This window comes from Bradyrhizobium sp. Bra64, from assembly GCF_024519875.1.
Lineage (GTDB): Bacteria > Pseudomonadota > Alphaproteobacteria > Rhizobiales > Xanthobacteraceae > Bradyrhizobium > Bradyrhizobium japonicum_G.
This window is the reverse complement of sequence record NZ_JALJRD010000001.1, coordinates 58,042-82,689: the sequence shown is the minus strand read 5'-3', so window position 1 is coordinate 82,689 and position 24,648 is coordinate 58,042. Positions and strand designations below refer to the sequence as shown.

Here is a 24,648-nt window from a genome sequence, read left to right as displayed (position 1 = left end):
CTGCGGAAAGATGGTGAGTTACCCTCTTCCACAAGGGGAGAAGGAACATGCCGCTCGATCCGCTCGCAAAGCGCTTGTTGACCATGATGGCCGCGGCCGCGCCGCAGGCGCGGAGCCGGCCGAGCGTGGAGGCACGGCGCCAGTCACTGGCAAAGCTGATGCAGTTCGCGCGCGCCGATGCCCCGGATGTGGTGAGGTCCGATGGCCTCCTTCCCGGTCCAGGCGGCGAACTGTCCTACCGCCTCTATGCGCCTGCAAGCGCCGGTGCGCGCGTGCCCGGCTTCGTATTCTTCCATGGCGGCGGCCTCGTTGCCGGCAGCATTGCCACGCATGATCGGATCGCGGCGGCGCTGGCGCATGCGACCGGCTGCCGCCTCGTCTCGGTCGATTACCGGCTCGCGCCCGAGCACAAATTCCCCGCCGCCGTGGACGATGCCGTCGCCGCCACCGAATGGGTGGCGCGCGAGGCCTCGTCGCTCGGCATCGACGCCGAACGTCTGGTGCTCGGCGGCGATTCCGCCGGTGCAACGCTCGCTGCGATCGTGTGCCAGGAGGCGGCGCAGAGCGCCGGTCTTTCCATCGTCGCGCAATGCCTGATTTGCCCGGTGCTGGATTTCGAGGAGACATCACCCTCGCGCGAAGAATTCGCCGAAGGCCATCTGATCGACCGCATCACGATCGAGGCCGATCTCGCCGACTATCTGGCCGGCGACATCGACACCGCCAATCCGCGCGTTTCACCGCTTCGCGCAACGCGGCTTGCAGGTCTGCCGACGGCCATCATCCACACCGCCGAATTCGACCCGATGCGCGACGAGGGCAACGCCTATGCACGCAAGCTGCTCGCCGCGGGCGTCGCCGTCGAGCATGTCTGCCACGACGGCATGGTTCACAATTTCCACGCGATGGGCGCCATCCTGCCGCAGGCGCAGCTCGTGCTGTCGCAGATCGGTGAGCAGGTGCGGCGGGCGGTGGGGGAGTAATAGCGCAGATCACACGCGCGCATCGAGCACGGCCCTGGCTGCCACGACATAGTCCGGCCAGTGCGCATCCGCGTAGCGTTCAGCTTGCCGCGCACACGTGACATCGGGCGCATGCGCGACGGCAATCACGCGCGCGAAGCGCTCTTCGGCCACCGTCACGTCGTCAGGCGCGGGCGACGGAACAGCGGCGGCCACAGCGGTCGGAGCAACAGCGAGCCCAGCCAGGCCAGTGAGCAGGATGCGGCGCGACGTGTTCATGGCTGTTGTCCTTCCATTGTCCAGCGTGCACTCTGGCCGGCGAGTGTGTCAGTGCGATCACCACAGGGTAACCGTGCACATCCGTGCCGTCCATCGCCTGCGGATAGCGCTTGACCTCACCAGCGATCAGGTTCCATCTAGCGACGGTTCCGCCATCAATCGGATTGCTCCGTGGCCCAGCACAGCCAATTGCATAGCCTGGCTTTGCGCGCTGTCGCGCTGGGGCTGCCTTGTCTGACGATTTTTGCCAGCGCCGCCTTCGCCTCCGACGACGACGCTCCGGCAAAACCGTCCGTTCCAAACATCTATCTCGATCTGCGAACGATCTATGCGACGATTCCTGCTGGCACGCTCGGGCTCGGCTTCGGCAGCACGTCATTGTCGGCTGCGTTCGAAGCGCTGGCGTCACGCCGGGGCGCGAGCTTGCCGAATGGTCTGCCGGCCGCGAAATCGATCGCCGTCGACCTGCCCCTGACCGTCGACGTCAACGACCGCGTCTCGCTCTATGGCGGCGTCTCGGGCTCGACGACGGACATCGGCGGCGGCTGGTCGGCGTTCGACGTCACGAGCTGGAACATCGGCGTGCAGGCCGACCTCTATCAGCAGAACGGCGGCACGATCCCGACGATCACGCTGCAATCCACCCTGACGCAGTCGGTGCCGAACGAGCAGGGCATGACGAACTCGTTCAACAACATCCTGGAGTTCGATTACGCGCTGGACGTGGACGAGACGCGGGGCTGGCTCGCCGGCGTACAATACACCACCACGAACGTCGCCAGCCAGATCGCCAGCATCCGGCCGAATACGATCCTCTATGCCGGCGGCTATTATCAATGGCCGAGCAACTGGAAATTCACGGGCCGGCTCGGCGTGCAGTCATTCGGCGGCGCACAGCTCGGGGGCCGCAGCCTGGCGGAGCCCTTCACCCAGCCGATCCTGCGGCTCGACCTCGACCGCATGGACGACAATGACAACCGCCTGTTCGGCATCACCGCGCAGATCGCCTGGATGCCAAAGCCGTCCTACCAGGTGACGCTGCGCACGCCGCTCTACGCGGTGCGCAACTGACCGCGATCGTGGTGGATTTTCGGTGAAGCGGGGCTGCCGCATTTTCACGAATATCGGCGCAACGGCTGCTACCGCTCATCGTTGAGAACGAAGGGCTTTTCGTGTTCGTCGCCGCCCTGCCACGACGCCTGCTGCGTGAACCAATTGTTAGCCCTCCCGCACGATCGCCCACCACCTTACCTCTCGGCAAATAAGCTTGCGGCAGACTGGTCCGGCTTCGCCTGGGAGGTTGTGAATGCACCGCTTGATATCGGAACGAACGTTTCTCGCCGGCAAGATCATCTTCAACTTCGGTCAATCGACCATCGATTGCGTCGTGCGCCGGATGTCCGAGGATGGCGCAACGCTGGAGATGCAGAGCAGCCTCGGCGTGCCCGAACGGTTCCAGCTTCGGCTCGCAAGCCAGGAGATCCTCGCCTGCCGTGTGCTCTGGCGGTCGGACCGTCAGGTCGGGGTTGCGCTCGGGGCGGAAGATCATGTCGAACCAAAGCCCGGGGACGAGCAGGGGCGGCCGGCCGACTCGCTGATGCGCGGACAGATGCTCGCGCTTCGCGCGGCACTCGATTTCGTCCCGCTCGGCATCGTGCTGCTGGATGCCAATCTCCGCGCGCAGTTGATCAACCGCGCATTCCGGCGGATGTGGCTGTTGCCGGACGAAGTCGCCAACAGCAATCCGTCTTTCGTGACCTTGATGCACCACGGCCGCGATACGCTCGCCTACGAGGTTCCGCCGGCCGAGCTTGAGGCCTATGTCGCCGAGCGGGTCCGTCAGATACAGGCGGGCGACGCGTCTCCGCGCGATCTGCGCCGCACCGGCGGCGACGTCGTTCGGATGCAATGCACGCCGCTGCCCGACGGCGGCCGGATGCTGACCTATACGCCCGTCACCGACATCGTACGCTATTCCGACGAGCTGAAATTGCTGCGCGACGCGCTCGAGAACGTCGAAGACGGCGTGCTGTTGCTCGACCGCGATCTCAATGCCAGCTTCATGAACCGGCGCATGCGGCGGTTCTGGGAGGTGAGTGAGCAGGAGGCGGCCGGCCACCCGACCTATGCATCGCTGGTGAGCCGGGCGCAGCGTGCGAGCGCGCCGGGACTTCCGGCGACCGAAATGACGAAGTTTCCCGTCAAACGCGTCGCAGAGGTCAAGGCCGGCGACCATGTGCGCGATCTTCAGACCCCGGATGGGCGGCGCATCAGGGCCCACTGCACCACGATGTCGAATGGCGGTCGCATGCTGACCTATGTCGACATCACCGATCTGACGCAAAAGGCCGCGATGCTGGAGACGCTCGCCACCACCGATCCGCTCACCGGCCTCTACAACCGCCGTCACTTCCTCGACTCTCTCGATGCAGAATGGAGCCGGTTCCAGCGCTATTACCGCGCAGTTTCCGTCCTGATGCTCGACATCGATCATTTCAAATCGGTCAACGACCGCTACGGCCACGCGGTCGGCGACGCCGCGATCAGGACGGTGGCGGCCGCATGCCTCGATGGCAAGCGCAAGTCGGACATCGTCGGTCGCCTCGGGGGCGAGGAGTTTGCGATTCTGCTGCCCGAGACCAGCCTGTCGCGTGCCAGGACGGTGGCCGAGCGCATCCGCAAGCGCGTGATGAGCTCGCACATCCCTGCCCATCAGGTTCAGTTCGGCGTCACCGTGAGCATCGGCATTGCGGAAGCAAGCGTCAGCATGTCCGGCATCGACGCCTTGATGAGCGCGGCCGATCACGCGCTGTATCAGGCCAAGGCCGAAGGCCGCAACCGCTGCATCGCCTGGTCGCCCTCGCCGCCCGTGAACAAGGCGGCGGAGTGATCGCACCGAGGATCTATTCCGGCACCGGCACGTCGAAGGTGTTGAGCGTGACCGAGACCATGCAATAGACGCCGACGAGATAGGACAATTCGGCCGCGCCGTGCTCGCCGAACTCCTTCACTGCAGCGCGCCAGGTCAGTTCCGGCAGCACGCCGCCGCTGACCAATGCCGATGCCACGTCGTAAGCGACGGCCTCCTGCCTGGTGAGATCCACCGGCCGCTGCCCGGCGACGATGGTCGCGAGCTTCTCGTCCGACAGGCCACGCTGCTCGGCCACCAGCACATGCGCATAGAGCTCGTAGCCGGAGCGGAAATGCGAGCCGGTGACGAGAATCGCAACCTCGCGCACCGGCGCCGGCAGCAACGGGTTCGACGCGATCGCCTTGACCAGCTCCCACACCGGCTTGCCGAAACGCGGCTCGCGAATCCAGGGATTCCAGGGCCCGAGCAGCGCGCCGTCGTCGCGCATATTTATGAAGCCCTTGAAGTGGTCCGTAATGCCGGCTCGCATGTCGTCATAGAGCGGCTTCTGCTCGTCGGTCAGCTCTTTCGGATCGAGTATGGGAAGGCGCACGGCAGGATCTCCTCGTTGAGAAGGTGGAAAGCTCACCCGCGTGCGCGCGCAAGGCAAGTGAAGTTGCCGTGACGACCGTGCAATTTTGCAAAGGGCAGGGAGACGTTACGCGACGGTATGCCCTATGCCTCGGAATTTTCCACGCTCTGTGGATTGGCGACGTCATCGACGGCAAGCGTCAGCGGCTCTCCCGTCGCGAGGAACGAGGACAAGGCCGCCTCGAACGGCGCAGGGTCGAGCCCCCGCGCTTTCAGCCAGGTGGGCTCGTAGTAGGTCTGCCGGTAACGTTCGCCGGAATCGCAGATCAGCGTTACCAGCGATCCCGTGACGTTCGCTTTTCGCATCTCCGATGCGAGCCGGCACAGCGCCAGGAAATTGGTGCCGGTGGATCCGCCGACCGTCCGCCTCAGGCGGCGCGACAGCACGTTCATCGCTGCGATCGTCGCTGCATCCGGAATCTTCATCATGCGATCGACCACGCCCGGAACGAACGACGGCTCGCAGCGCGGGCGACCGACGCCTTCGATCAGCGAGGGACGCTCGCAGACATGGGAGCGATCCTGCAAGCGGAAGCAGTCGAAGAAGGCGGAATGCTCGACATCGGCAACGCACAGCCGCGTCGGATACTGGCGATAGCGCAAATACCGTCCGATGGTGGCTGACGTACCGCCGGTGCCGGCGCCCATGACGATCCAGTCCGGGATCGGCCGCGGCTCGCCCGTCAATTGCGTGAAGATGGACTCGGCGATGTTGTTGTTGCCGCGCCAGTCGGTGGCGCGCTCGGCGAAGGTGAACTGGTCCATGTAGTGGCCGTTCAACCGGGTGGCGAGCGCGGTAGCCTCCGCATAGAGCGCGCGGCCATCATCGATCAGATGGCAGTTGCCGCCAAAATGCTCGATCGCGGCGATCTTCTCCGCCGAGGTCGTGCGCGGCATCACCGCGTAGAAGGGCACGCCGATCATCTGCGCGAAATAGGCTTCCGACACCGCGGTCGAGCCCGACGAGGCCTCGACGACGGGCGTGCCCTGGCGGATATGGCCGTTGCAGAGTGCGTAGAGGAACAGCGAGCGCGCCAGCCGGTGCTTCAGGCTGCCGGTCGGATGCGTGGACTCGTCCTTCAGATAGATGTCGATGCCTGATAGCGCCGGCACGATCAGCCGGATCAGATGCGTGTCAGCCGTGCGGCACTGGTCGGCCTCGATCGCGGCGACGGCTTCATCGACCCAGCCGCGCCGATAGGCCGGCCCGTCCGGATTGAGATGGCGGAAGGGAAAAGTCTGCATCGGCTGAATCTCTCATGACGCCGATCGCGCATCAATAGCTGCCCCTCAAAACTCCAGCGGCGCGTTGTCGACGACCTCCTTCATCACGAAGAAGGTGCGGGTCTGGCGCACACCGGGTAGCGCGATGAGCTGCTCGCCGTGGATGCGGTTGAAGTCCTCCATGTCGCCGACGCGGATCTTGAGGAAATAGTCGAAGTCGCCGGCGACGAGGTGGCAGTCGAGCACGAATTTCAGTTTTGCGATCGCCTGCTCGAAGATGGCAAAGCTCTCCGGGGTGGAGCGATCGAGCACGACGCCGACCATCACCAGCGTGCCCTTGGCCACCTTCTTCGGGGCGACCATGGCGCGGACCGCGGCGATGAACCCGTCCTCGAACAGGCGCTGGGTGCGGCGATGGCAGGTGGCGGGGCTGATGGCGACGGTCCCCGCCAGTTCCGCGTTGCTGAGGCGACCGTTATTCTGCAGCAATCTCAATATCTTGAGGTCGACGCGATCCAGCCGTGACGACATGGAAGATACTTCCGCTATTAGATTGATTTACGAAAGAAACACTATCTCAACAGGCAATATTCGCAAGATCACATGCAATATGAGTGCAGCATTCGAGAGCACATTTCTCGCCGACCATGCTAGTCGCTGCGGCCAGCTCAACGCCAATCGGGATGACCTGACCATGCTGGAAAAATTCGCGCGCTATCCGCTGACCTTCGGCCCGACGCCCATCGAGAAGCTGGAACGGCTGTCGAAGCATCTCGGCGGCCAGGTCGAGGTCTATGCCAAGCGCGAGGATTGCAATTCCGGCCTCGCCTATGGCGGCAACAAGCTGCGCAAGCTCGAATACATCATTCCCGATGCGATCGCATCGAACGCCGACACGCTGGTGTCGATCGGCGGGGTGCAGTCGAACCACACCCGCATGATCGCGGCGGTCGCCGCCAAGATCGGCATGAAGTGCCGCCTGGTGCAGGAAGCCTGGGTGCCGCACGAGGACGCCGTCTATGACCGCGTCGGCAACATCATGCTCTCGCGCATCATGGGTGCCGACGTACGTCTGGTCGACGACGGCTTCGACATCGGCATCCGCAAGAGCTGGGAGGACGCGATCGAGGAAGTGAAGGCGGCGGGCGGCAAGCCCTACGCGATTCCCGCCGGAGCCTCGGTGCACAAGTTTGGCGGGCTCGGCTATGTCGGCTTCGCCGAGGAGGTGCGCAAGCAGGAGGCCGAGCTCGGCTTCAAGTTCGACTACATCGTGGTCTGCACCGTCACCGGCTCCACCCATGCCGGCATGCTGGTGGGCTTCGCCGCGGACGGCCGCGCGCGAAAGGTGATCGGGATCGACGCCTCCTTCACCCCTGCGCAGACCAAGGCGCAGGTGCTTTCGATCGCGCAGAACACGGCAAAACTTGTCGAGCTCGGCAGCGACATCGTCGCAGACGACGTCGTGCTGATCGAGGACTACGCCTATCCCGCCTATGGCGTGCCGTCGGAGGAGACCAAGGAAGCGATCCGCCTCACCGCGCGTCTCGAAGCCATGATCACCGATCCCGTCTACGAGGGCAAGTCGATGCAGGGCCTGATCGACCTGACGCAGAAGGGCTATTTCGAGAAGGGCGCAAAGATCCTCTACGCCCATCTCGGCGGCGCGCCGGCGCTGAACGGCTACGGTTATGCATTCCGGAACGGGTGAGGTTGCCTAGCTCTCGCCTCCTCTCCCCTGTTGTCCCGGGCAAGCGTTTAATTAGCACTGACCCGGGACCATTGCCCCAGGAAGGCGTTTGGCGAAGACTTGCAGTTCCGTACTCCTACCGATCCCAATCGATAGATCACGCAGTATGGAACCCGGATCTGCGCTGCGCTTGTCCGGGATGACAGCAGAGCTATTGGCGGGGCCCCTACCGCGTCCGCACGATCTGCAGCAGCTCGTCTCCGTAATGTTCGAGCTTCTTGTCGCCGATGCCGGGCACGTTGCGCAATTCGTCGAGCGTGGTCGGCCAGGCCCGGACGATGCCGTCGATGGTGGCGTCGTGCAGCACGACATAGGCCGGCACGCCGCGCTCCCTCGCGATATCCGCGCGCCAGGATCGCAACCGCGCGCGCAATTCGGGATCGACGTCGCCTTGCGGCGTGCTGGCCGCCGGCGCGAGATCGCCGCGGCGGGATTTTGCACGGCTGCCGCGGGTGCGGGTGGCCGGGGCGTCCTCGCGCAGCTGCACTTCGGTCTCGCCGCGCAGCACGCCGCGCGAGGACTCCGTCAGCTTCAGCGCGCCAAAAGCTTCGCTGTCGCTCTGCAAATGGCCCATCGCCACCAGCTGCCGCAGCACGGTGCGCCACTGTTTCTCGTTGAGCTCGCGCCCGATGCCGAACACCGACAGTTTGTCGTGGCCGAACTGCGTCACCTTCTCGGTGAGGCGTCCGATCAGCACGTCGATCAGGTGCATCGCGCCGAAACGCTGGCCGGTACGATAGACGCAGGACAGCAGCTTCTGCGCCAGCACCTTGCCGTCGCGCATCTTCGGCGGCGTCAGGCAGTTGTCGCAATTGCCGCACGCCTCGCCCATCGCGATCTCGCCGAAATAGGCGAGCAGCCGCCGGCGCCGGCAGTGCGGCGTTTCGGCAAGACCAACGAGCGCATCGAGCTTGCCGATCGACACCCGTTTGAATTCGTCGGAGCCGCTCGACTCGTCGATCATGCGGCGCTGCTGCACGATGTCGGAAAGGCCATAGGCCATCCAGGCCGCCGACGGCTTGCCGTCGCGACCGGCGCGCCCCGTCTCCTGGTAATAGGCCTCGATGCTCTTGGGCAGATCGAGATGGGCGACGAAGCGGACGTCGGGCTTGTCGATGCCCATGCCGAACGCGATGGTCGCCACGATGACGATGCCGTCCTCGTTGAGGAAGCGGTCCTGGTTGCGCGAGCGTACGCTGCTGTCCAGGCCGGCGTGGTAGGGCAGCGCGGCAATGCCGGCATCGGCGAGCGCGGCGGCCACTTCCTCGACGCGATTGCGCGACAGGCAGTAGACCACCCCGGCATCGCCCGCGTGCCGCTCCCGAATGAACTCCTTCAGTTGCGACACCGCATTGCGCTTGTCGACGATCTCGTAGCGGATGTTGGGCCGGTCGAAGCTGGAGACGAATTGCGGACTGTCCGCAAGCCGAAGCCGTTCGACGATTTCCTTGCGCGTCAACTCGTCGGCGGTCGCGGTCAGCGCGATGCGCGGCACATTTGGAAAACGTTCGGCGATGATGGAGAGGCCGACATATTCCGGGCGGAAGTCGTGGCCCCATTGCGAGACGCAGTGCGCTTCGTCGATCGCGAACAGCGCCACCTTCGCCTGCGCCAGCAGCGCCAGGCAGCGTGGCGTCACCAGGCGTTCCGGCGCGACATAGAGCAGGTCGAGATCGCCCGCGATCAGGCGCCGCTCGATGTCGGACGCTTCCTGCGGGGTCAGCGAGGAGTTCAGCGCGGCGGCATTGACCCCGGCTTCGAGCAGGCCGGCGACCTGATCGCGCATCAGCGCAATCAGGGGCGACACCACGATGCCGCAGCCTTCACGCAGCAGCGCCGGCAATTGATAGCACAGCGACTTGCCGCCGCCGGTCGGCATCAGCACCAGGCAATTGCCGCCCTCCGTGACGTGCCGGATGATCTCGCCCTGCTCGCCGCGGAACCCCGGCAGGCCGAACACCGAATGCAGCACCGACAGCGCATCGCGGCCGTTGGCCGGCGCAGGCAGCGGAGCGGTGGAGGGAGAGGACATGCGTGTGTCGGGGCAAAGCCGTGAGATTCGTCACAAGGCCAGTCGCATGGCGGCGTCCGCGTGGCAAGCCTAACTTGTCCCTCTCCCACTTGCCGGGAGGGACAAGAGGCATATGCGCGCATGAGAAAGCGCTACGCCCCGATCCTTCGCAGCGCTTCCGCGACCGTCACGATCGGCATGTTGCGCTTCCCGGCGGCCTCTAGCGCGTGGCGCATCAGGTGCGGCGTGCAGCCATAGGGGCTCGGCGCATCGACGACGTCATGGCTGTAGAAGATCAGCCAGCCACCACTCGCGACCGCCTCGTCGAAATAGCCATCGACGCCTGCCGCATCGATCTCGTAATTGACCAGGGGCGAGGCGCGCAGGAACTGGAGATCGATGACGTCGCGATTGACGCCGGGAAGGATGCCGCGCGCCGAACGGAAGGTCCTGGCGAGCTGCGGCTTGCGCCAGACCGAGGCGATCCCATAGGGATAGGCGAAATTTTCCAGCACGATCGAGGAATCGATGCCGCGAAAATGGCTGCGGTTCCGCTCGATCTCGCGGGCCATGGCGGCCTCGTCGAGATTGATCGCGCTCTGGTGCGAGAAGGTGTGGCAGGCGATCTCGTGCCCGGCACGGTGAAGCCGCACGATGGCGTCGTTCGACAGGCCGTGCCAGTGGTCCGACGGCCGGTCGATCAGGCTGCCGGCGAGATAGAAGGTGCCGCGGCCGCCATGCCGCTCCAGAAGCTCGGCGCCCTCGCCTGCGGCGCTATCGGGAGCATCGTCGAAGGTGAAGCTCACCATCGGCGCATGCGCGGGCAGCCGGTGCGGCGCGGCGCGGAAATGCCGGGCCAGCCGATTGCTCACGCGTCCCTGGAGTGCCGACCACACGACTGCGTTTCCCGTGATTCCCTATTGCTCTACTGAAACATTCGCGCGCTGGTTGAGGCAAGCCTAACGCTTGGGTAATCCTAACGAGGGACCAACGCCCTTCGGTTAACGCGCCAGCACCGAGGCGTCGGCTTCGGTACCGAGATATTGCAGCCAGTTGCGAAATAGTGCCGCAGCAGCGCTGCCCGCGGCAATATCCGTACGCAAATTCAGCGCAAGCAGTTCGTTGCTGAGCGCCGGGTGGCGCTGGTGCCTTGCCTGTTTCTCGAAGCGGGCAAGCTTCTCCTCCGTCGCTGCGTCAAAATAGCTCACGGGCAAATGCGGGTAATTTTCACGCTCGCGCGCAAGATAGCGGCCGATGTCGCGCAGATATTCGCGCTGGAGCGACAGTGCATCATATTCCGGGTGGCCCTGGAAGAATACGAAACGGCTGGCATATTGCCGGACGAAGATATCGACGCCGGCCTTCGCCGAACGCGTCAGCACCTGGTAGCCGGCCTGCGCGAGGTCGCTTTCCGCAATCTCGTTGAGACGCGAATGCGAGACCTTGAGCGGCGCAGGCGCTGCCCGCATCAGCGCATCGCCGGTGACGGTCTCGCAGTCGAAAATGCCGTGACATTTGGCCGGCAGCCGCCGCCGTTCGATCCGGTCGAGGTGCAGCACCGCCGCATGCGCGGCAAGGCACGACCAGATCGTCGAGCGCGTGTTGACCTTGGCCCAGTCGATCAGCTCGGTGAGATCTCGCCAGTACGGTTCCTGGTCGAGTTCGGGTGCAACCGGCTCGGCACCGGTCACGATCAGCCCGTCGAAATTGTGTTGCCGGAGTTCAGCGAGCTCAGAATATTCACTCTCGACATGCCACTTCGCTTCCGGCGAACGCTTCACGGAAGGAAGCGAGAAGCAGTGGAAGCGGATGCGCCGCGGGCCTGCCGCGGCCTGCAGCAGCTTCATGAACTGCCGCTCGGTCGCCTTCAGCGCCGCATCCGGCATGTTGTTGATCAATCCGATGGTGAGTTCGGCGCCGCGATGCTCGCGCGCCAGATCACCCTCGCCCGGCACCAGTGCCGGGCTCGATATGCCTTGATCCCTGTCGATCAAGATCGTCATCGGTACCGCCGCCTACTCCGCGGCCTGGAGGCGCGCCGACGGACAGGCCTTCTCCAGCGCCTGGTCGATGTCTCCGATGATGTCCAGGGAATGCTCGATGCCGATCGACAGGCGGATCGTCTCGGGCAGCACGCCGGCGGCGCGCTGCTGCTCGGCCGACATCTGCCGGTGCGTGGTCGAGGCTGGATGGCAGGCCAGCGACTTGGCGTCGCCGATATTGACGAGGCGCGTGATCAGCTTCAGCGCATCGTAGAAGGTCTTGCCGGCTTCCATGCCGCCCTTGATGCCGAAGGTGAACAGCGAGGAGGCGTTGCCGTCGAGATATTTCTGGACCAGCGGATAGTATGGGCTGTCCGGGAATCCGGTGTAATTGACCCAGGCGACGCGCGGATCCTTGCACAGGAATTCTGCGACCTTGCGGGCGTTCTCGCAGTGGCGCTCCATCCGCAGCGCCACGGTCTCGATGCCCTGGAGCAGCAGGAAGGCGTTGAAGGGCGACAGTACCGAACCCATGGTGCGCTGATAGATGCTGCGCGCGCGCTCGATATAGGCCGTCTTGCCGAAGCGCTCGGCATAGACGAGGCCGTGATAGGAGGCGTCCGGCTTGTTGTAGCCCGGGAAGCGATCGGCGTGCTTGGCCCAGGGGAAGTTGCCGGAATCGACGATGGCGCCGCCCAGCGTGGTGCCGTGGCCGCCGAGGAACTTGGTCAGCGAGTGCACGGCGATGTCGGCACCGTAGTCGAACGGCTTGAGCAGGATCGGGGTCGCAACCGTATTGTCGACGATCAGCGGCACGCCATGCTTATGCGCGATTTCCGCCAGCGCCTCGATGTCGCAGACATTGCCGGCGGGATTGCCGATGGTCTCGGCAAACACGGCGCGGGTGTTCTCATCGATCAGCTTTTCGATTGCTTCAGGCTTGTCGCTCTCGGCGAAGCGGCCAGTGATGCCCTGGCGCGGCAGGATGTGCGAGAGCAGCGTGTGCGTGGTGCCGTAGAGCTGCGGAACCGAAACGATGTTGCCGCCGTGGTCGGCGACGTTGACGAAGGCAAAGTGCAGCGCCGCCTGTCCGGTCGCAACCGCAAGCGCGCCGACGCCGCCTTCGAGCTGGGCGACGCGTTTCTCCAGCACCGCGCTGGTCGGATTGGCGATACGGCTGTAACGATAGCCTTCGGCCTCGAGATTGAAGAGCGCCGCGCCATGATCGGCGCTGTCGAAGGCATAGGCCGCGGTCTGGTAGATCGGCACGGCAACCGCGTGCGTGGTGGCTTCGGGCTCGTAGCCGGCGTGAATAGCGATCGTCTCGTTGCGCATCGTGCCACCTCCGCGTGGAGCGGGCCGCACTTATTGGCCTGTACGAGGCATGTGCGTTGTCCGCCGTCCCTCTGTTAGAGGCGGCTGGTAAAGCGGACAATAATTCGTCTAGAGATCGAGGAAGTAACCCTAACGGTTGTTGATGAATTGGCTAAAATTCGAATCAAACTGGATTAATGAATTGATGCGCCGTGGTGCCTCTTGTCCGGCGCGGCGCGCCACGCTCTCCTTCTCCCGCAACAAGGGGAGAGGGAGAGCGTCGCCTACTCCATCATCTCCCACAGTCGATGGGCGAGCACGCCGGCGCGCTTCTCGATCGCGGCCGCCGCATCTAGCGCGAGGTCCTCGCGATAGCGCCCGGCGATGAGCTGCACGCCGATCGGCTTGCCGTCATGCAGGGTCACCGGCACCACCGCGCCGGGCAGGCCCAGCACATTAATCGCGGAGATGAAGCGGATCTCGCCCCAGAAGATCTCCTTGACGCGTTCCGCGCTGACGGTGTCGTCGCGCGGCCCCGGCGTCGGCTGCACCGTGGTCGGCGCCAGCACCACCGGATATTCCTCGAAAAACAATTGCCAGGCGCGGATGTGGCCGTTGCGCGCGGCGGTCGCATGCATCCAGGCCTTGAGATCGAGCACATTGGCCTTGGTCTTCATGCCATTCCACGCCTTGTGGAAGTCTTCCGAGGTGACTTTCAGCATGCCGGCTTCCTGCATCACCACCGTCTCGTTGGTGATGATGTCGCACCAGGTCTGCCAGACGCCGTTGATGTCGGGCACATCGACCTCGGTCACGCGATAGCCGGAGCGCTCGAGGTGATCGGCGGCCTGGCGCAGCGCCGCGCGTACTGAAGGATCCACGTCCATATCCTCGGGGATCCTGGCCAGCGCGACCTTGATCGGCCCCTTCGGCTTCGGCCCGGCCAGCGGCGCCGGCACCCACCAGGGATCGCGCGGATCGCGCTGGCTCATTGCCTCCAGCGCGAGACGGACGTCGGCGACGTGGCGGGCGAGCGGGCCCTGCGCCGACATCAGGTGCGCGAGCATCGGCCGCTCGGCCGTAGCGCTTCCGTTGAAGGCGGGGATGCGGCCCTGCGTCGGCTTGATGGTGGCAACCCCGTTGCAATGCGCCGGCCAGCGCAGCGAGCCGCCGATGTCGTTGCCGTGGGCGATGGTGCCGATGCCGGCGGCGACTGCCGAACCCGCTCCGCCAGAGGAGCCGCCGCAGGTGATGTTCGGATCCCAGGGATTGAGCGTCAGCCCGTGCAGGGGATTGTCGGTAAAGCCGCGGAAGGAGAATTCCGGCGTGTTGGTGAGGCCGATGACGATCGCACCGGCCTTCTTCAGGTTGCGGACGACGGGCGAATCCGACGGCGCGATATAATCCTTGTTGGCGGGAACGCCGTTGAAATTAGGCCGCCCCTCGTAGTCGACGTTCTCCTTGATGGTGATTGGCACGCCGTGCAGAAGGCCGAGTTCGCCACCTTTGGCACGCCGCTTGTCGGCCGCATGCGCCGCAGCCAGCGCCTCCTCCGAGAGATCGACGACGACGGCGTTCAGCCTCGGATTGATTGCGCGCATCCGTTCGAGATGCGCCTCCACGGTCTCGACCGCGGAGATGGCACCGGAGCGGATTGCGGCTGCGGTCTCGACCGCCGACCATTGCCAGGCCGGGCCCCTGGGGCGGCGCGGTGCGGACGATTTGCGCGGAGCGGCCTTCTTGACCGTCTTCGCTGCAGCCTTCGCAGCTACGCTCTTGCGAACGGCGCTGGTCTTGCTGGAGGTCCTTGCTGCCTTCTTCGAAGCGTTCTTCTTGGTAGCCGTCTTCTTCGCCACGCCGCATCTCCTGGAATTGCGCGGCGGAATTTATGGAGGTCACGCGACCGTGTACAGGTGCGTTTCTGCATGGCGCGCCGTCGCGACGCGTTGTCGCGGCCGAAGGCGAAGCCAGAGGTGCGCATGAACCTTTGGGACTTCTCGCTTGACCCATATAGTGGTTGAACAACGCAATAAACTACCGCTAAGATTGCCGCCAAACGATCCGTTTTTGACGCAGCTATTTTGACAGCCACAGACTGGAGCATTTGCCATGCTCGTGGATTTCGACAGCGGCTACGGCCAGCAACCATTTCGCGATCTGTGTGCCGACTATCCCGGCGCCGAGACCTACGATCCACACGACTTCCGGATCGAATGGGGGCCGATCTTTCACCGCGGCCGTCTCGACGGAACGGCGCGCGTCCTCGTCGTCGGTCAGGATCCCGCCCAGCACGAGACGGTCGTGCGCAGAATTCTGGTCGGCACCGCGGGCCGGCGGACACAGGGTTTCCTGGCGAAACTCGGCATCACGCAGAGCTACGTGATGGTGAATACCTTCCTGTACAGCGTCTACGGACAGAGCGGCGGTTCAAAGCACAAGAACGAGCCCGGCATCGTCGCGTATCGCAACAAATGGTTCAAGGCCGTGCTCGGGCCGGGCAACATCGAGGCCGTCGTCTCCCTCGGGGGCCTCGCCGACGAGGCCTGGAAGGCCTGGCTCAAGACTGCCGATGGCGCGGCCTACAAGACCCTTGCGTATCAGCACATCACCCACCCGACGTGGCCGGAAAGCTCCGCGCACGATAATGCGACGCGGGCTGCAAACACCAAGATCATGCTGACCAAGTGGAATGCCGCGCTCGCAGCTCTTGCGCCGCAGGTCAAGCATCCCGACGTGGCGACGACGCTCGTGCCCTATGGCGACGCCTTCAAGCCGACCGAGCTGTTCGACATCATCGCAAAGGATCTTCCCGCGGGACTGCCGGCCTGGATGCGCGGAGATACGCCATGGGCCGTGCGCCAGGGCGCGGATGCGGCAGCCAAGCGGCGTACGATCACGATGACCATTCCTGACGGAGTGATCCCATGAGCCCGGCCGCAAGCCCGATACGACGGGCGCTGACCGGGCGGATCGTGACGATGGCCACCGAGGGCGACGTCATCAAGAGCGGCACGATCTTCATCGAGGACAATCGGATCGCCGCGATCGTGCCCAAGGGCCAGCCGGCTCCCGCAGGCTTCGAGGCCGTCGATCCCGTCGCGACCGGCGGCACCATCTATCCCGGCCTGATCGAGCTGCATAATCATTTGAGCTACAACATCCTGCCGCTCTGGCGCGTGCCGCAGCTCTTCGGCAATCGCGACCAATGGCAGAACGCCAAATCGTACAAGACGTCGGTGACCGGCCCAATGAGCGCGATTGCCCTCGCCGACGATGGCTCCCTGCTGCCGGCGCTGGTGCGCTATGTCGAAGCCAAATGCCTGGTCGCGGGAACGACGACGAGCCAGGGGATCACGCTGTCGAACTGGAGCGGCACGATCCACAAATACTACAAGGGCGCACTGCGCGCCGCCGAGATCGGCAGCCCTCCCGATCTTCCGCGAGCGCACTCGAAGATCCCCGACATCGATGCGGAGGATTGGCTGAAGTTCGACAACGAGCTGAAATCGTCGGCGTGCTTCCTGCTCCATCTCAGCGAAGGCATCGATGCCAAGGCGCATAACCATTTCCTCGCGTTGCGCAATGCTGCGGGAGATTGGGCGATCGAGCCGTCGCTGGCCGGCATTCATTGCACGGCCCTCGATGCGACCGACTTCGGAACGATGGCCGAAAACCACGCCAAGGTCGTCTGGTCGCCTCTGAGCAATCTGCTGCTCTATGGGAAAACGACCGACGTCGCCGCCGCCCGCGCGGCCGGCCTGACGATCGCGCTGGGCTCGGACTGGTCACCATCCGGCAGCAAGAACCTGCTGGGCGAGCTGAAAGCGGCGAAAGTCGTGTCCGCGCATTTCGGTCTCGGCTTCAGCGACTACGACATCGTCTCGATGGCGACGCGCAACCCGGCGACGATCCTGAAGTGGGATGCGAAGTTAGGGACGATCGCCACGGGCAAGTTCGCCGACCTCCTGGTCGTGAAGGGCGTCACCGGCGATCCCTACGATCATCTGATCAAATCGCGCGAGCAGGATATCGTCGTGGTCACGATCGGCGGACGACCGCGCTTTGGGACGAAAAAGGCCATGCAGCTGGCGGGCGGAAGCGGCGAGGCGCTCAAGATCGGCAGCAGCGCCCGGTTGATCGACTTCACCTCGCCCGACCAGGACCCGGGAATCGAAAGGGTCACGCTGGCGGAGGCGACGAGCCGGTTGCGCGCGGCGCTCGGCGGTCTCGGCACATTGCAGCCGCGCAGCGTTGCCATGGCGGCGGCGATCGCCGACGGGAGGGTGTCGCGGGCCGGGTGGCGCCTCGCGCTGGACGAGCAGTTCGGCAACAACGTTCAATTGCGCCCGCGGCTCGCATATAACGGCATCCGGACCGGTCCCGATTTGCATGCGGTGGCAGCAGCAGCCGAGCCGCTGCATCCGATCAAGCTGGACGGCCTCACGGTATCAGGCGATGCCGTCTTCCTCGACACGCTCAGGAGCGAGCCAAATTTGCCGCAGGGAATCGCCGAGGCAATCGCAGCGTTCTACTAGGCCGCGATCGCCGATCGTCATCGCCCCTATTCCGCCGGACACGCCGCAACGACGGGGTGCCTGCGGTCGAGCTGGAGGCTCCACAGCGCGAGCAGAAGGCCGATCGCCGTGATGCCGGCTGCGACCAGAGGCAGCGCGGAGAGGCCGAGCCCGCGATCGATGGCCACTCCTCCGGCCCAGGCACCGAGCGCGTTGCCGAGATTGAACGCTGCGATGTTGAGGCTGGAGGCGAGCGTGCGACCGCTGGCGCCGGCCGCCTCCAGCACGCGAAGCTGAAGCGGCGCGACCGTCGCAAAGGACGCGATGCCGAGCAGCAGGATCAGAGCGATGGCGGCGATCTTGACCGACAACACGGCGGCGAGGCCAAGCAGCACGATGGCGAGCGCCGCGAGCGTGCCGATCAGGGCGCGTGCAAGACCGCGATCGGCGAATTTGCCGCCCGCGACATTGCCGATCGCGAGCCCGACGCCGAACACAAGCAGGATCGGCGAGACCGCGGCTTCCGAAAAGCCGGTAAAGCGCGTCAGGATCGGCTGGATATAGGTGAAGACGACGAACAGGCCTGCAAAGCCGAACACGGTCATGGCAAGCCCGAGCAGCACCTGCGGACGGCCGAGCACCGCGACTTCCTCGGCAAGCGAGATCGGCTTGTCGCCATTGCCGACATCACCCGGCACGAGCGCCGCGACCACCGCGAATGCAATCATGCCGATGACCGTCACTGCCCAGAACGCCGCGCGCCAGCCGAGCATCAGGCCGAACCAGGCCCCGAAGGGGACGCCCAGGAGCGTTGCGACCGTCAGGCCGATGAACATGGTCGATATCGCCGAAGCCCGCTTGTCCTCGGCGACGAGGCTGGTCGCCACCACCGAGCCGACGCCGAAGTAGGTGCCATGGGCAAGCGAGGTCAGCACCCGCGCCGCCATCAGCAGTTCATAGTTCGGTGCGAGCGCGCAGGCGGCATTGCCGAGCGTAAAAATCGCCATCAGCCCGAGCAACACGGTTTTCCGCGGCATCCGCCGCGTCGCCAGCGTCAGCACCGGCGCGCCGACGAACACGCCGAGCGCATAGCCGGAAATGAGCAGGCCCGCGACCGGCACCGAAACATGCATGTCGGCGGCGACCTGGAGCAACAGGCCCATGATGATGAATTCGGTGGTGCCGATGCCGAAGGCACCGGCGGTGAGGGCGAGGACGGCGGGAGGCATGCGTGGCTCCAATGCGAGGGAATAACCACGCAGATAGCCGCGCCGACTCAAAATCATTAGAATGCCCATAATCCAATCATTTGTGACGTGAATTCAACATGGCCCGTTTCGATACCAACCGCTCCGCCGAGATGGAGGTCTTCGTCCGCGTCGTCGATCTCGGGGGGTTCACCCAGGCGGCGCGAAAACTGCGCCTGACACCGTCGGGCGTGAGCAAGCTGATCTCGCGGCTGGAGGCGCGGCTCGGCTCCCGGCTGATCAACCGCACCACGCGCAAGCTCACGCTGACGGAAGAGGGCCAGGCTTTCTACCAGCGCGCCGTACGCATCCTCGCCGAGATGGAGGAAGCCGAGCGCGAGGCGGCATCCGGCGCCACGCCGCGCGGCCGGCTCACCGTCAACAGCAACATTCCCTTCGGCATGCTGCATGTGATGCCGCTAATCCCGCGCTTCCTCGAACAGCATCCCGACGTCACGCTCGACCTCGTTCTGACCGATACGCTGATCGACCTGATGCAGGAGCGCGCCGACGTCGCGATTCGCGTCGGACCCTTGCGCGCCTCACGCCTCGTCGCGCGAAAGCTCGGCACCAGCCGCATGGTCGTGGTCGGCGCCCCGAATTATCTGGCACGCTTCGGCACACCAAAGATGCCGGCGGATCTCGCCGACCATCGCGGCATCGGCTGGACCTTTCCGCGCTCGATCCGCGGCTGGCCATTCAAGCGCGGCGACCATTCCGAAGAAGCCGTGCCGCCGCCGGCCGCGCGCGCCAGCGACGGCGAAGCCGCCCGCCGCCTCACCCTCGGCGGCGTCGGCCTCGCCCGCCTCGCCCTCTTCCACATCGGCCCCGACATCGAAGCCGGCCGCCTCGTGCCGGTGTTGCAAGGCTACAACCCCGGCGACCGCGAAGACATCCACGCCGTCTATGTCGGCCATAGCGCACCGCTCCCGGCACGCGTGCGCGCGTTCATCGATTTTCTGGCCGAGCATGTGCGGGTGAGCGATCCCGTTCTGAAGCGCGCGGGGGACGGGAGGTGGAGGGTGTTGGGGCAAGGCTGATGGCGGAGAGAGTGGGATTCGAACCCACGGTACGGTTTCCCGCACACACGCTTTCCAAGCGTGCGCCTTAAGCCACTCGGCCATCTCTCCGGAGCGCACTCTCTTGAAGGGGCGCCGACGATTTTGCAAGGGATCGCGGGGGAATCGGGCAATTTTTCCGTAAGATGTTGTATTTTATAAGCAATATCGGGCGTCACCTTGGCGCCTGGAACCGCCGGCAGACTGAACCGGCGGCAGGTTTGGCGCGACGATTCACTTGAGGATTCCAAACACGACCGGGGACACGATGACCTTCCGCCAGACCATCGCCGCGCTGAGCCTGATTTCGGCCCTTGCCACAGCCTTCGCGGTGCCGGCCGCCGGGCAGGTCTGCACCCGGCAAGGGTTCGACGTCAGCTGCGACGACGGGCGGCGCGGGGTGCTTTCAGGCGATGCCATCCTCTGGCCGGACGGCACGCGTTCGAGCGCGACGCCGCACCAGAGCGTGATCATCGGCAACAAGAGCTCGGTGCATGTCGGGCCCGGCGTGTTCGTCGGCCAGGGCAAGGGCGTGGTGCCGCTGGACGATCCCAACGCACCGAACAAGCGGCAGTGCGCGATTCTGGAGGGGGTGTCGTATTGCTATTGAGGCGCGCTCATCCTTCACCTCTCCCCGTAAGAACGGGGCGAGGGAGAAGACCTATATCAACCGCACGCCGGAGATCGCCGACTTGAGCCAGCGCAGCGCTTGCGGCGGCTGGGCGGCGAGCGGTGCCACCGCCGCCTTTTCCGTCCGGCACTTCTCCAGCTCGGCGACGAAATCGGCGGACCATTGCTGGATGGTGTGGCCGCGCAGCTTCTTCATCATCGCTTCCCAGCGCATCTTGCGCTCGGTCAGCGGCATTGCGGCTGCGACGGCGATTGCGCGGGCCATGCCGTCGATGTCGTGCGGATTGACCAGCAGTGCCGTGTCGAGCTCATTCGCTGCGCCGGCGAATTTCGACAGTACCAGCACGCCGGGATCGGTCGGATTCTGAGCTGCAACGTATTCCTTGGCGACGAGATTCATGCCGTCATGGAGCGGCGTCACCACACCGATCTGCGCGGTGCGGTAAAGGCCGGCGAGCACGGCCTGGCTGAAGCCCTTGTTCAAATAACGGATCGGCGTCCAGTCCACCTCGCCATGGCGGCCGTTGACGTCGGTGACGAGGCGCGCGACCTCGTTCTGGAGATTGCCATAGGCCTCGATCGCACCGCGGGAGGGGTTGGCGATCTGGAGCAGCGAGATGCTGCGCAAGAATTGCGGCTGCTCGGTCCAGAGCCGGTCGAACGCGCTGATGCGATTGACGAGGCCCTTGGAATAGTCGAGCCGGTCGACACCGATGGCAAGCCGCTCGCCGTTGAGGCTGCGGCGCAGCCGCGAAACGTCGGGATGCGAAACCGATTTCGCGGCGTATGCGGCGAACTTCTCCGCATCGATGCCGATCGGGAACACTTCGCAGCGCGTGCGGCCATGCTGCGAGCTGACGACCCCATCCTCGATGGCGAGGCCGAGCTCGCTGCCGACATAGCCGAGGAAATTCTCGCAATCCTCATTGGTCTGGAAGCCAAGCAGATCATAGGCCAGCATCGCCGTGATCAACTCGCGATGGTTGGGCACGCCCTGCATCACCGCGGCGACCGGCCACGGCGTGTGCAGAAAGAAGCCGATAGGATCGTCGACGCCGAGATCGCGCAGCTCCGCACCGAGCGCGAGGAAATGATAGTCCTGCACCCAGAACGCGGTTTGTGCTTTTCGGAATCGCATCAAGGCGCGCGCCATGAAGGCGTTGACCTCGCGATAACTGACATAGTCGTCGCGAGAGACGTGGATCAGGTCGCTGCGCGAATGCAGCGCCGGCCACAGCGCCGAATTGGCAAAGCCTTCGTAATAACCGCCGTAATGCGCCGCCGGCAGATCCAGCGTCGCGATCGCGCCCGAACCCAGCGATTCGATCTCGGCGAATGGTTCCTTCTGATGGCCGTCGCGCACGCGGCCGGACGAACCCACCCAGATCGCACCCGAATGTTCCACCACCGGCAACAAGGCCGCAGCGAGACCGCCCGTCATGGGCTCGTTTGGCTTCCCGCGCGCAACTCGATTTGAAACGACGACTAAGTTCACAGGTCGTCCCCTCCTGTTCATTCCACCCCATTTAACTGCCGTTCATCAATATGGTTCCTGTCATCATTTCTTCGGAATGAAACCAAAATCGGGCACGCGCGTTGGAACCGGTTTACCTCGACGGAACCCGGGGATTTCACTGAACAAAGTCGTCTTCCGAGGCTTTGGTGCGCAACGTGAATTGCGCGCGCAAGGGAACTGCGCGAGCGATAATGTGGCTCCGGGATGTCGGTGCCTTATTCCAACCTTGAGTCGTCGAGCAGCCGCGCGAGGAACGCGCGCACATCGTTCGGCGCGTCGAAGTGCCCGTTGACACCCATAGCGCGGCGGCCGACCGAGAAGGCGAGCCCGTTCATGTCGGGCATGATCGCAAACACGGTCTCGTCGGTGACGTCGTCACCGATGAAAATCGGACGACGTCCCTTGAAAGGTTCGTGCTTCATCAATTCACGCACGCCGGTCGCCTTGGTGAAACCGGAATGCTTGATCTCGCAAACGAACTTGCCGGGCAGTACCTCGATCGGCGCATTGGGCAGGTCGGCGCGGATCAGCGAGACGGCTTCGTAGATCGCCTTCTCCGCGTGCGGCGCGAGGCGATAATGCAGCGCCAGCGAATAGCCCTTGTCCTCGAGAAGAATGCCGGGGCTGAGTTTTGCGACCGCGGCCAGCCGTCGCTTCAATTCCTTGTCCATCGGCGGCGCGTGCACGTCGTCGGCCTCGTTGCCCCCCGACAGGCGCATCTCCGCGCCGTGGCCGGCGACCGCGCGGAAGACATCCGGCGCGAAGATCAAATCGATGTCGTTGAGCGAGCGGCCGCTGACCATCGCCAGCGCACCTGAGGTGCGCTCCGTCAGTCGCTTGAGCGTTTCCGACAGGCCCGGCGGCACCCACACCTCACGCGGCGTCGGCATCAGGTCGAGCAGCGTGCCGTCGATGTCGAGCAGGATCGCTGTCTCATCGAGATGCGGCACGAGTGCGTGAGGCACCGGCACCGCATCGGGCGCTTCATCGTCGACCATGGCGCGCTTTTGATCCAATTCAGCCAGTTCCGATTTCATAGTCTACTCCATTGACGCCAGCGGCCGCGCGATTTCTTCCAGCGATTTGCGCTCCGCAGAGACGGCATAGCGCCACGCCACGATTGCAGCCGCGACCATCAGTGCCGCCCCCAGCAGATAGCCGGCGAACACGCTGGTCCGGGAGCCGGTGTCGATCAGCGCGCCGAACAGCGCCGGCCCGATGACGCCGCCGATGCCGGTACCGACCGCGTAGAACACCGCGATCGCCAGCGCGCGGACTTCCAAAGGAAAGGTCTCGCTGACGGTGAGATAGGCGGCGCTCGCGGCGGGCGAGGCAAAGAAGAAGATCACCATCCATGCGATGGTCTGCCCCTGCGCACTCAAGACGCCGATCGAGAACAGATAGCCCGACAGCGCCAGCAGCAGGCCCGACGCGCCGTAGGTGAACATGATCATGGCACGGCGGCCGAGCGTATCGAACAGACGGCCGAGCAGCAGCGGGCCAAGGAAATTGCCGGCGGCGAAAGGCAGCAGATACCAGCCGACGTGATCGGCGCGGATACCGTAGAAGTCGGTCAGCACCAGCGCGAAGGTGAAGAAGATGGCGTTGTAGAAGAAGGCCTGCGCGATCATCAGCACCAGGCCGACCATCGCGCGCTGGCGATAGACCGAGAACAGCGTGTGCACGACCTCGCGGATCGGCGTGTGATCGCGCATCCTCAGCCGCATCCTGGGGAAACGCCCGTCGCTCGTGTCCTGATCGTGTCCGATCACCGAGCGCTCGATCTCGCCGACGATGGCGTGGGCCTGGTCGGGACGGCCGTGGATCATCAGCCAGCGCGGACTTTCCGGAATCCACATGCGCATCAGCAGCACGACGAGCCCGATGGCTGCGCCGATGAGATAAGCGAGGCGCCAGCCGAAATCGGGGTCGATCACGGCAGGATCTAGCAGAACGATGGCCGCCACCGCACCCATTGCCGCGCCGATCCAGAAACTGCCGTTGATGACGAGATCAGTCCAGCCGCGATAGCGCGCCGGCACCAGTTCCTGGATGGTCGAATTGATCGCGGTATATTCGCCGCCGATGCCGGCGCCGGTGAGGAAGCGAAACAGCGCGTAGCTTGCGACATCCCATGACAGAGCGGTCGCCGCCGTTGCCGAGAGATAGAGCGCGAGCGTGATGAAGAACAGCTTCTTGCGGCCGATGCGATCGGTGAGCCAGCCGAAGCCGAGCGCGCCGATCACCGCCCCGGCGAGATAGGCCGAATTGGCAATTCCGAGATCGAGATTGGAGAAATGCAGCGAGGGGCTCTGCTTCAGCGCGCCGGAGAGCGCGCCGGCCAGCGTCACCTCGAGGCCGTCCAAGATCCAGGTGATGCCGAGCGCGAGCACGACGCGGGTGTGGAAGCCGCTCCAGGGCAGCGCATCGAGCCGTGCGGGGATGCTGGTCTCAATGACGCGATCGGCCGCGGCCGCCGTGGAGACCACAGGTCCATAGTTCGGCGCTGGACTTCGCTGCAATTCCATCGCGTTGTTGCATCTGACCAATGGACGCGGCCCCGGTTCACACGACGTGGACGGGGCGATCCGATCCTGGGGGTGCGGCATTCCGCCTGCCACCTGCGACAACGTCTGCGGCGAGGGCAGGTTCCCATGGGAAC

The 24,648-nt window shown here is 64.7% G+C and carries 21 protein-coding genes and 2 tRNA genes; 8 read left to right on the top strand and 15 right to left on the bottom strand.

Annotation, left to right across the window (positions count from 1 at the left end; translation table 11 throughout):
- The first annotated feature begins 47 nt into the window (after positions 1 to 47).
- Complete coding sequence (locus tag NR187_RS00355; RefSeq protein WP_256805444.1) at positions 48 to 983, top strand: alpha/beta hydrolase; 936 nt, start codon at positions 48 to 50, stop codon at positions 981 to 983.
- Positions 984 to 992: 9 nt separating this feature from the next.
- On the opposite strand, the gene NR187_RS00350 is transcribed toward NR187_RS00355, so the two are convergent.
- Positions 993 to 1,241: a hypothetical protein gene (locus tag NR187_RS00350; RefSeq protein WP_211386104.1), complete on the bottom strand. Its 249-nt coding sequence runs from the start codon at positions 1,239 to 1,241 to the stop codon at positions 993 to 995.
- Positions 1,242 to 1,445: 204 nt separating this feature from the next.
- Here NR187_RS00350 and NR187_RS00345 point away from each other — a divergent pair, with 204 nt between their 5' ends.
- Together NR187_RS00345 and NR187_RS00340 are read left to right on the top strand one after the other, a co-directional pair.
- Positions 1,446 to 2,312 (top strand): hypothetical protein, encoded by an 867-nt coding sequence (locus NR187_RS00345; protein WP_211386292.1) that lies wholly within the window; start codon positions 1,446 to 1,448, stop codon positions 2,310 to 2,312.
- A gap of 235 nt (positions 2,313 to 2,547) precedes the next feature.
- Positions 2,548 to 4,131: a diguanylate cyclase gene (locus NR187_RS00340; RefSeq protein ID WP_211386103.1), complete on the top strand. Its 1,584-nt coding sequence runs from the start codon at positions 2,548 to 2,550 to the stop codon at positions 4,129 to 4,131.
- Positions 4,132 to 4,144: 13 nt separating this feature from the next.
- Here the strand turns inward: NR187_RS00340 and NR187_RS00335 are convergent, their stop codons facing one another.
- The 4 genes from NR187_RS00335 to NR187_RS00320 form a co-directional block, all read right to left on the bottom strand.
- The gene (locus NR187_RS00335) at positions 4,145 to 4,480 is read right to left on the bottom strand and encodes a carboxymuconolactone decarboxylase family protein (protein ID WP_211386102.1); all 336 of its coding nucleotides are present in this window, start codon (positions 4,478 to 4,480) and stop codon (positions 4,145 to 4,147) included.
- Positions 4,450 to 4,535: transfer RNA gene (locus NR187_RS00330), tRNA-Ser, on the bottom strand. The genes NR187_RS00335 and NR187_RS00330 overlap by 31 nt, the downstream gene beginning before the upstream one ends.
- A 292-nt stretch (positions 4,536 to 4,827) precedes the next feature.
- The gene (locus NR187_RS00325) at positions 4,828 to 5,988 is read right to left on the bottom strand and encodes a PLP-dependent cysteine synthase family protein (RefSeq protein ID WP_211386101.1); all 1,161 of its coding nucleotides are present in this window, start codon (positions 5,986 to 5,988) and stop codon (positions 4,828 to 4,830) included.
- A 45-nt stretch (positions 5,989 to 6,033) separates the two neighbouring features.
- Entirely contained in the window at positions 6,034 to 6,498 is a 465-nt protein-coding gene (locus NR187_RS00320) for an Lrp/AsnC family transcriptional regulator (protein WP_211386100.1), read from the bottom strand.
- 163 nt (positions 6,499 to 6,661) lie between these two features.
- On the opposite strand from NR187_RS00320, the gene NR187_RS00315 reads away from it, so the two are divergent.
- On the top strand, positions 6,662 to 7,675 hold the full coding sequence (locus NR187_RS00315) for a 1-aminocyclopropane-1-carboxylate deaminase (RefSeq protein ID WP_256806186.1): 1,014 nt from the start codon (positions 6,662 to 6,664) through the stop codon (positions 7,673 to 7,675).
- A 205-nt stretch (positions 7,676 to 7,880) separates the two neighbouring features.
- On the opposite strand, the gene recQ is transcribed toward NR187_RS00315, so the two are convergent.
- From recQ to NR187_RS00290, 5 genes are all read right to left on the bottom strand, one after another.
- Complete coding sequence (recQ, locus tag NR187_RS00310; RefSeq protein WP_211386099.1) at positions 7,881 to 9,746, bottom strand: DNA helicase RecQ; 1,866 nt, start codon at positions 9,744 to 9,746, stop codon at positions 7,881 to 7,883.
- A 131-nt stretch (positions 9,747 to 9,877) separates the two neighbouring features.
- Positions 9,878 to 10,621, bottom strand: a complete 744-nt coding sequence (locus NR187_RS00305) for a polysaccharide deacetylase family protein (protein ID WP_211386098.1) — start codon at positions 10,619 to 10,621, stop codon at positions 9,878 to 9,880.
- 105 nt (positions 10,622 to 10,726) lie between these two features.
- The gene (locus tag NR187_RS00300) at positions 10,727 to 11,728 is read right to left on the bottom strand and encodes a homoserine O-succinyltransferase (protein ID WP_256805438.1); all 1,002 of its coding nucleotides are present in this window, start codon (positions 11,726 to 11,728) and stop codon (positions 10,727 to 10,729) included.
- A gap of 12 nt (positions 11,729 to 11,740) precedes the next feature.
- A complete protein-coding gene (locus NR187_RS00295) occupies positions 11,741 to 13,042 on the bottom strand; it encodes an O-acetylhomoserine aminocarboxypropyltransferase/cysteine synthase family protein (protein ID WP_256805437.1) in 1,302 nt (433 codons plus the stop codon).
- Between the two features lie 263 nt (positions 13,043 to 13,305).
- Positions 13,306 to 14,877, bottom strand: coding sequence for an amidase family protein (locus NR187_RS00290; RefSeq protein WP_256805436.1), 1,572 nt, complete (start codon positions 14,875 to 14,877; stop codon positions 13,306 to 13,308).
- 253 nt (positions 14,878 to 15,130) lie between these two features.
- Here NR187_RS00290 and NR187_RS00285 point away from each other — a divergent pair, with 253 nt between their 5' ends.
- Together NR187_RS00285 and NR187_RS00280 are read left to right on the top strand one after the other, a co-directional pair.
- Entirely contained in the window at positions 15,131 to 15,949 is an 819-nt protein-coding gene (locus NR187_RS00285) for a uracil-DNA glycosylase (RefSeq protein WP_256805435.1), read from the top strand.
- The gene (locus NR187_RS00280; RefSeq protein ID WP_256805434.1) at positions 15,946 to 17,556 is read left to right on the top strand and encodes an amidohydrolase family protein; all 1,611 of its coding nucleotides are present in this window, start codon (positions 15,946 to 15,948) and stop codon (positions 17,554 to 17,556) included. The genes NR187_RS00285 and NR187_RS00280 overlap by 4 nt, the downstream gene beginning before the upstream one ends.
- Before the next feature lie 26 nt (positions 17,557 to 17,582).
- On the opposite strand, the gene NR187_RS00275 is transcribed toward NR187_RS00280, so the two are convergent.
- Complete coding sequence (locus tag NR187_RS00275; RefSeq protein ID WP_211386092.1) at positions 17,583 to 18,764, bottom strand: MFS transporter; 1,182 nt, start codon at positions 18,762 to 18,764, stop codon at positions 17,583 to 17,585.
- A gap of 98 nt (positions 18,765 to 18,862) precedes the next feature.
- Here NR187_RS00275 and NR187_RS00270 point away from each other — a divergent pair, with 98 nt between their 5' ends.
- Positions 18,863 to 19,822 (top strand): LysR family transcriptional regulator, encoded by a 960-nt coding sequence (locus tag NR187_RS00270; protein ID WP_211386091.1) that lies wholly within the window; start codon positions 18,863 to 18,865, stop codon positions 19,820 to 19,822.
- Here NR187_RS00270 and NR187_RS00265 read toward each other — a convergent pair.
- Positions 19,823 to 19,912, bottom strand: a tRNA-Ser gene (locus tag NR187_RS00265). It abuts the gene before it with no gap.
- 196 nt (positions 19,913 to 20,108) lie between these two features.
- Here NR187_RS00265 and NR187_RS00260 point away from each other — a divergent pair.
- The gene (locus NR187_RS00260; RefSeq protein ID WP_211386090.1) at positions 20,109 to 20,450 is read left to right on the top strand and encodes a hypothetical protein; all 342 of its coding nucleotides are present in this window, start codon (positions 20,109 to 20,111) and stop codon (positions 20,448 to 20,450) included.
- Positions 20,451 to 20,501: 51 nt separating this feature from the next.
- On the opposite strand, the gene NR187_RS00255 is transcribed toward NR187_RS00260, so the two are convergent.
- The 3 genes from NR187_RS00255 to NR187_RS00245 form a co-directional block, all read right to left on the bottom strand.
- Positions 20,502 to 21,965: a trehalose-6-phosphate synthase gene (locus NR187_RS00255; protein WP_256805433.1), complete on the bottom strand. Its 1,464-nt coding sequence runs from the start codon at positions 21,963 to 21,965 to the stop codon at positions 20,502 to 20,504.
- 236 nt (positions 21,966 to 22,201) lie between these two features.
- A complete protein-coding gene (gene otsB / locus NR187_RS00250; RefSeq protein WP_211386089.1) occupies positions 22,202 to 23,023 on the bottom strand; it encodes a trehalose-phosphatase in 822 nt (273 codons plus the stop codon).
- Positions 23,024 to 23,026: 3 nt separating this feature from the next.
- Positions 23,027 to 24,514: an MFS transporter gene (locus tag NR187_RS00245; RefSeq protein WP_211386088.1), complete on the bottom strand. Its 1,488-nt coding sequence runs from the start codon at positions 24,512 to 24,514 to the stop codon at positions 23,027 to 23,029.
- Positions 24,515 to 24,648: the final 134 nt, after the last annotated feature.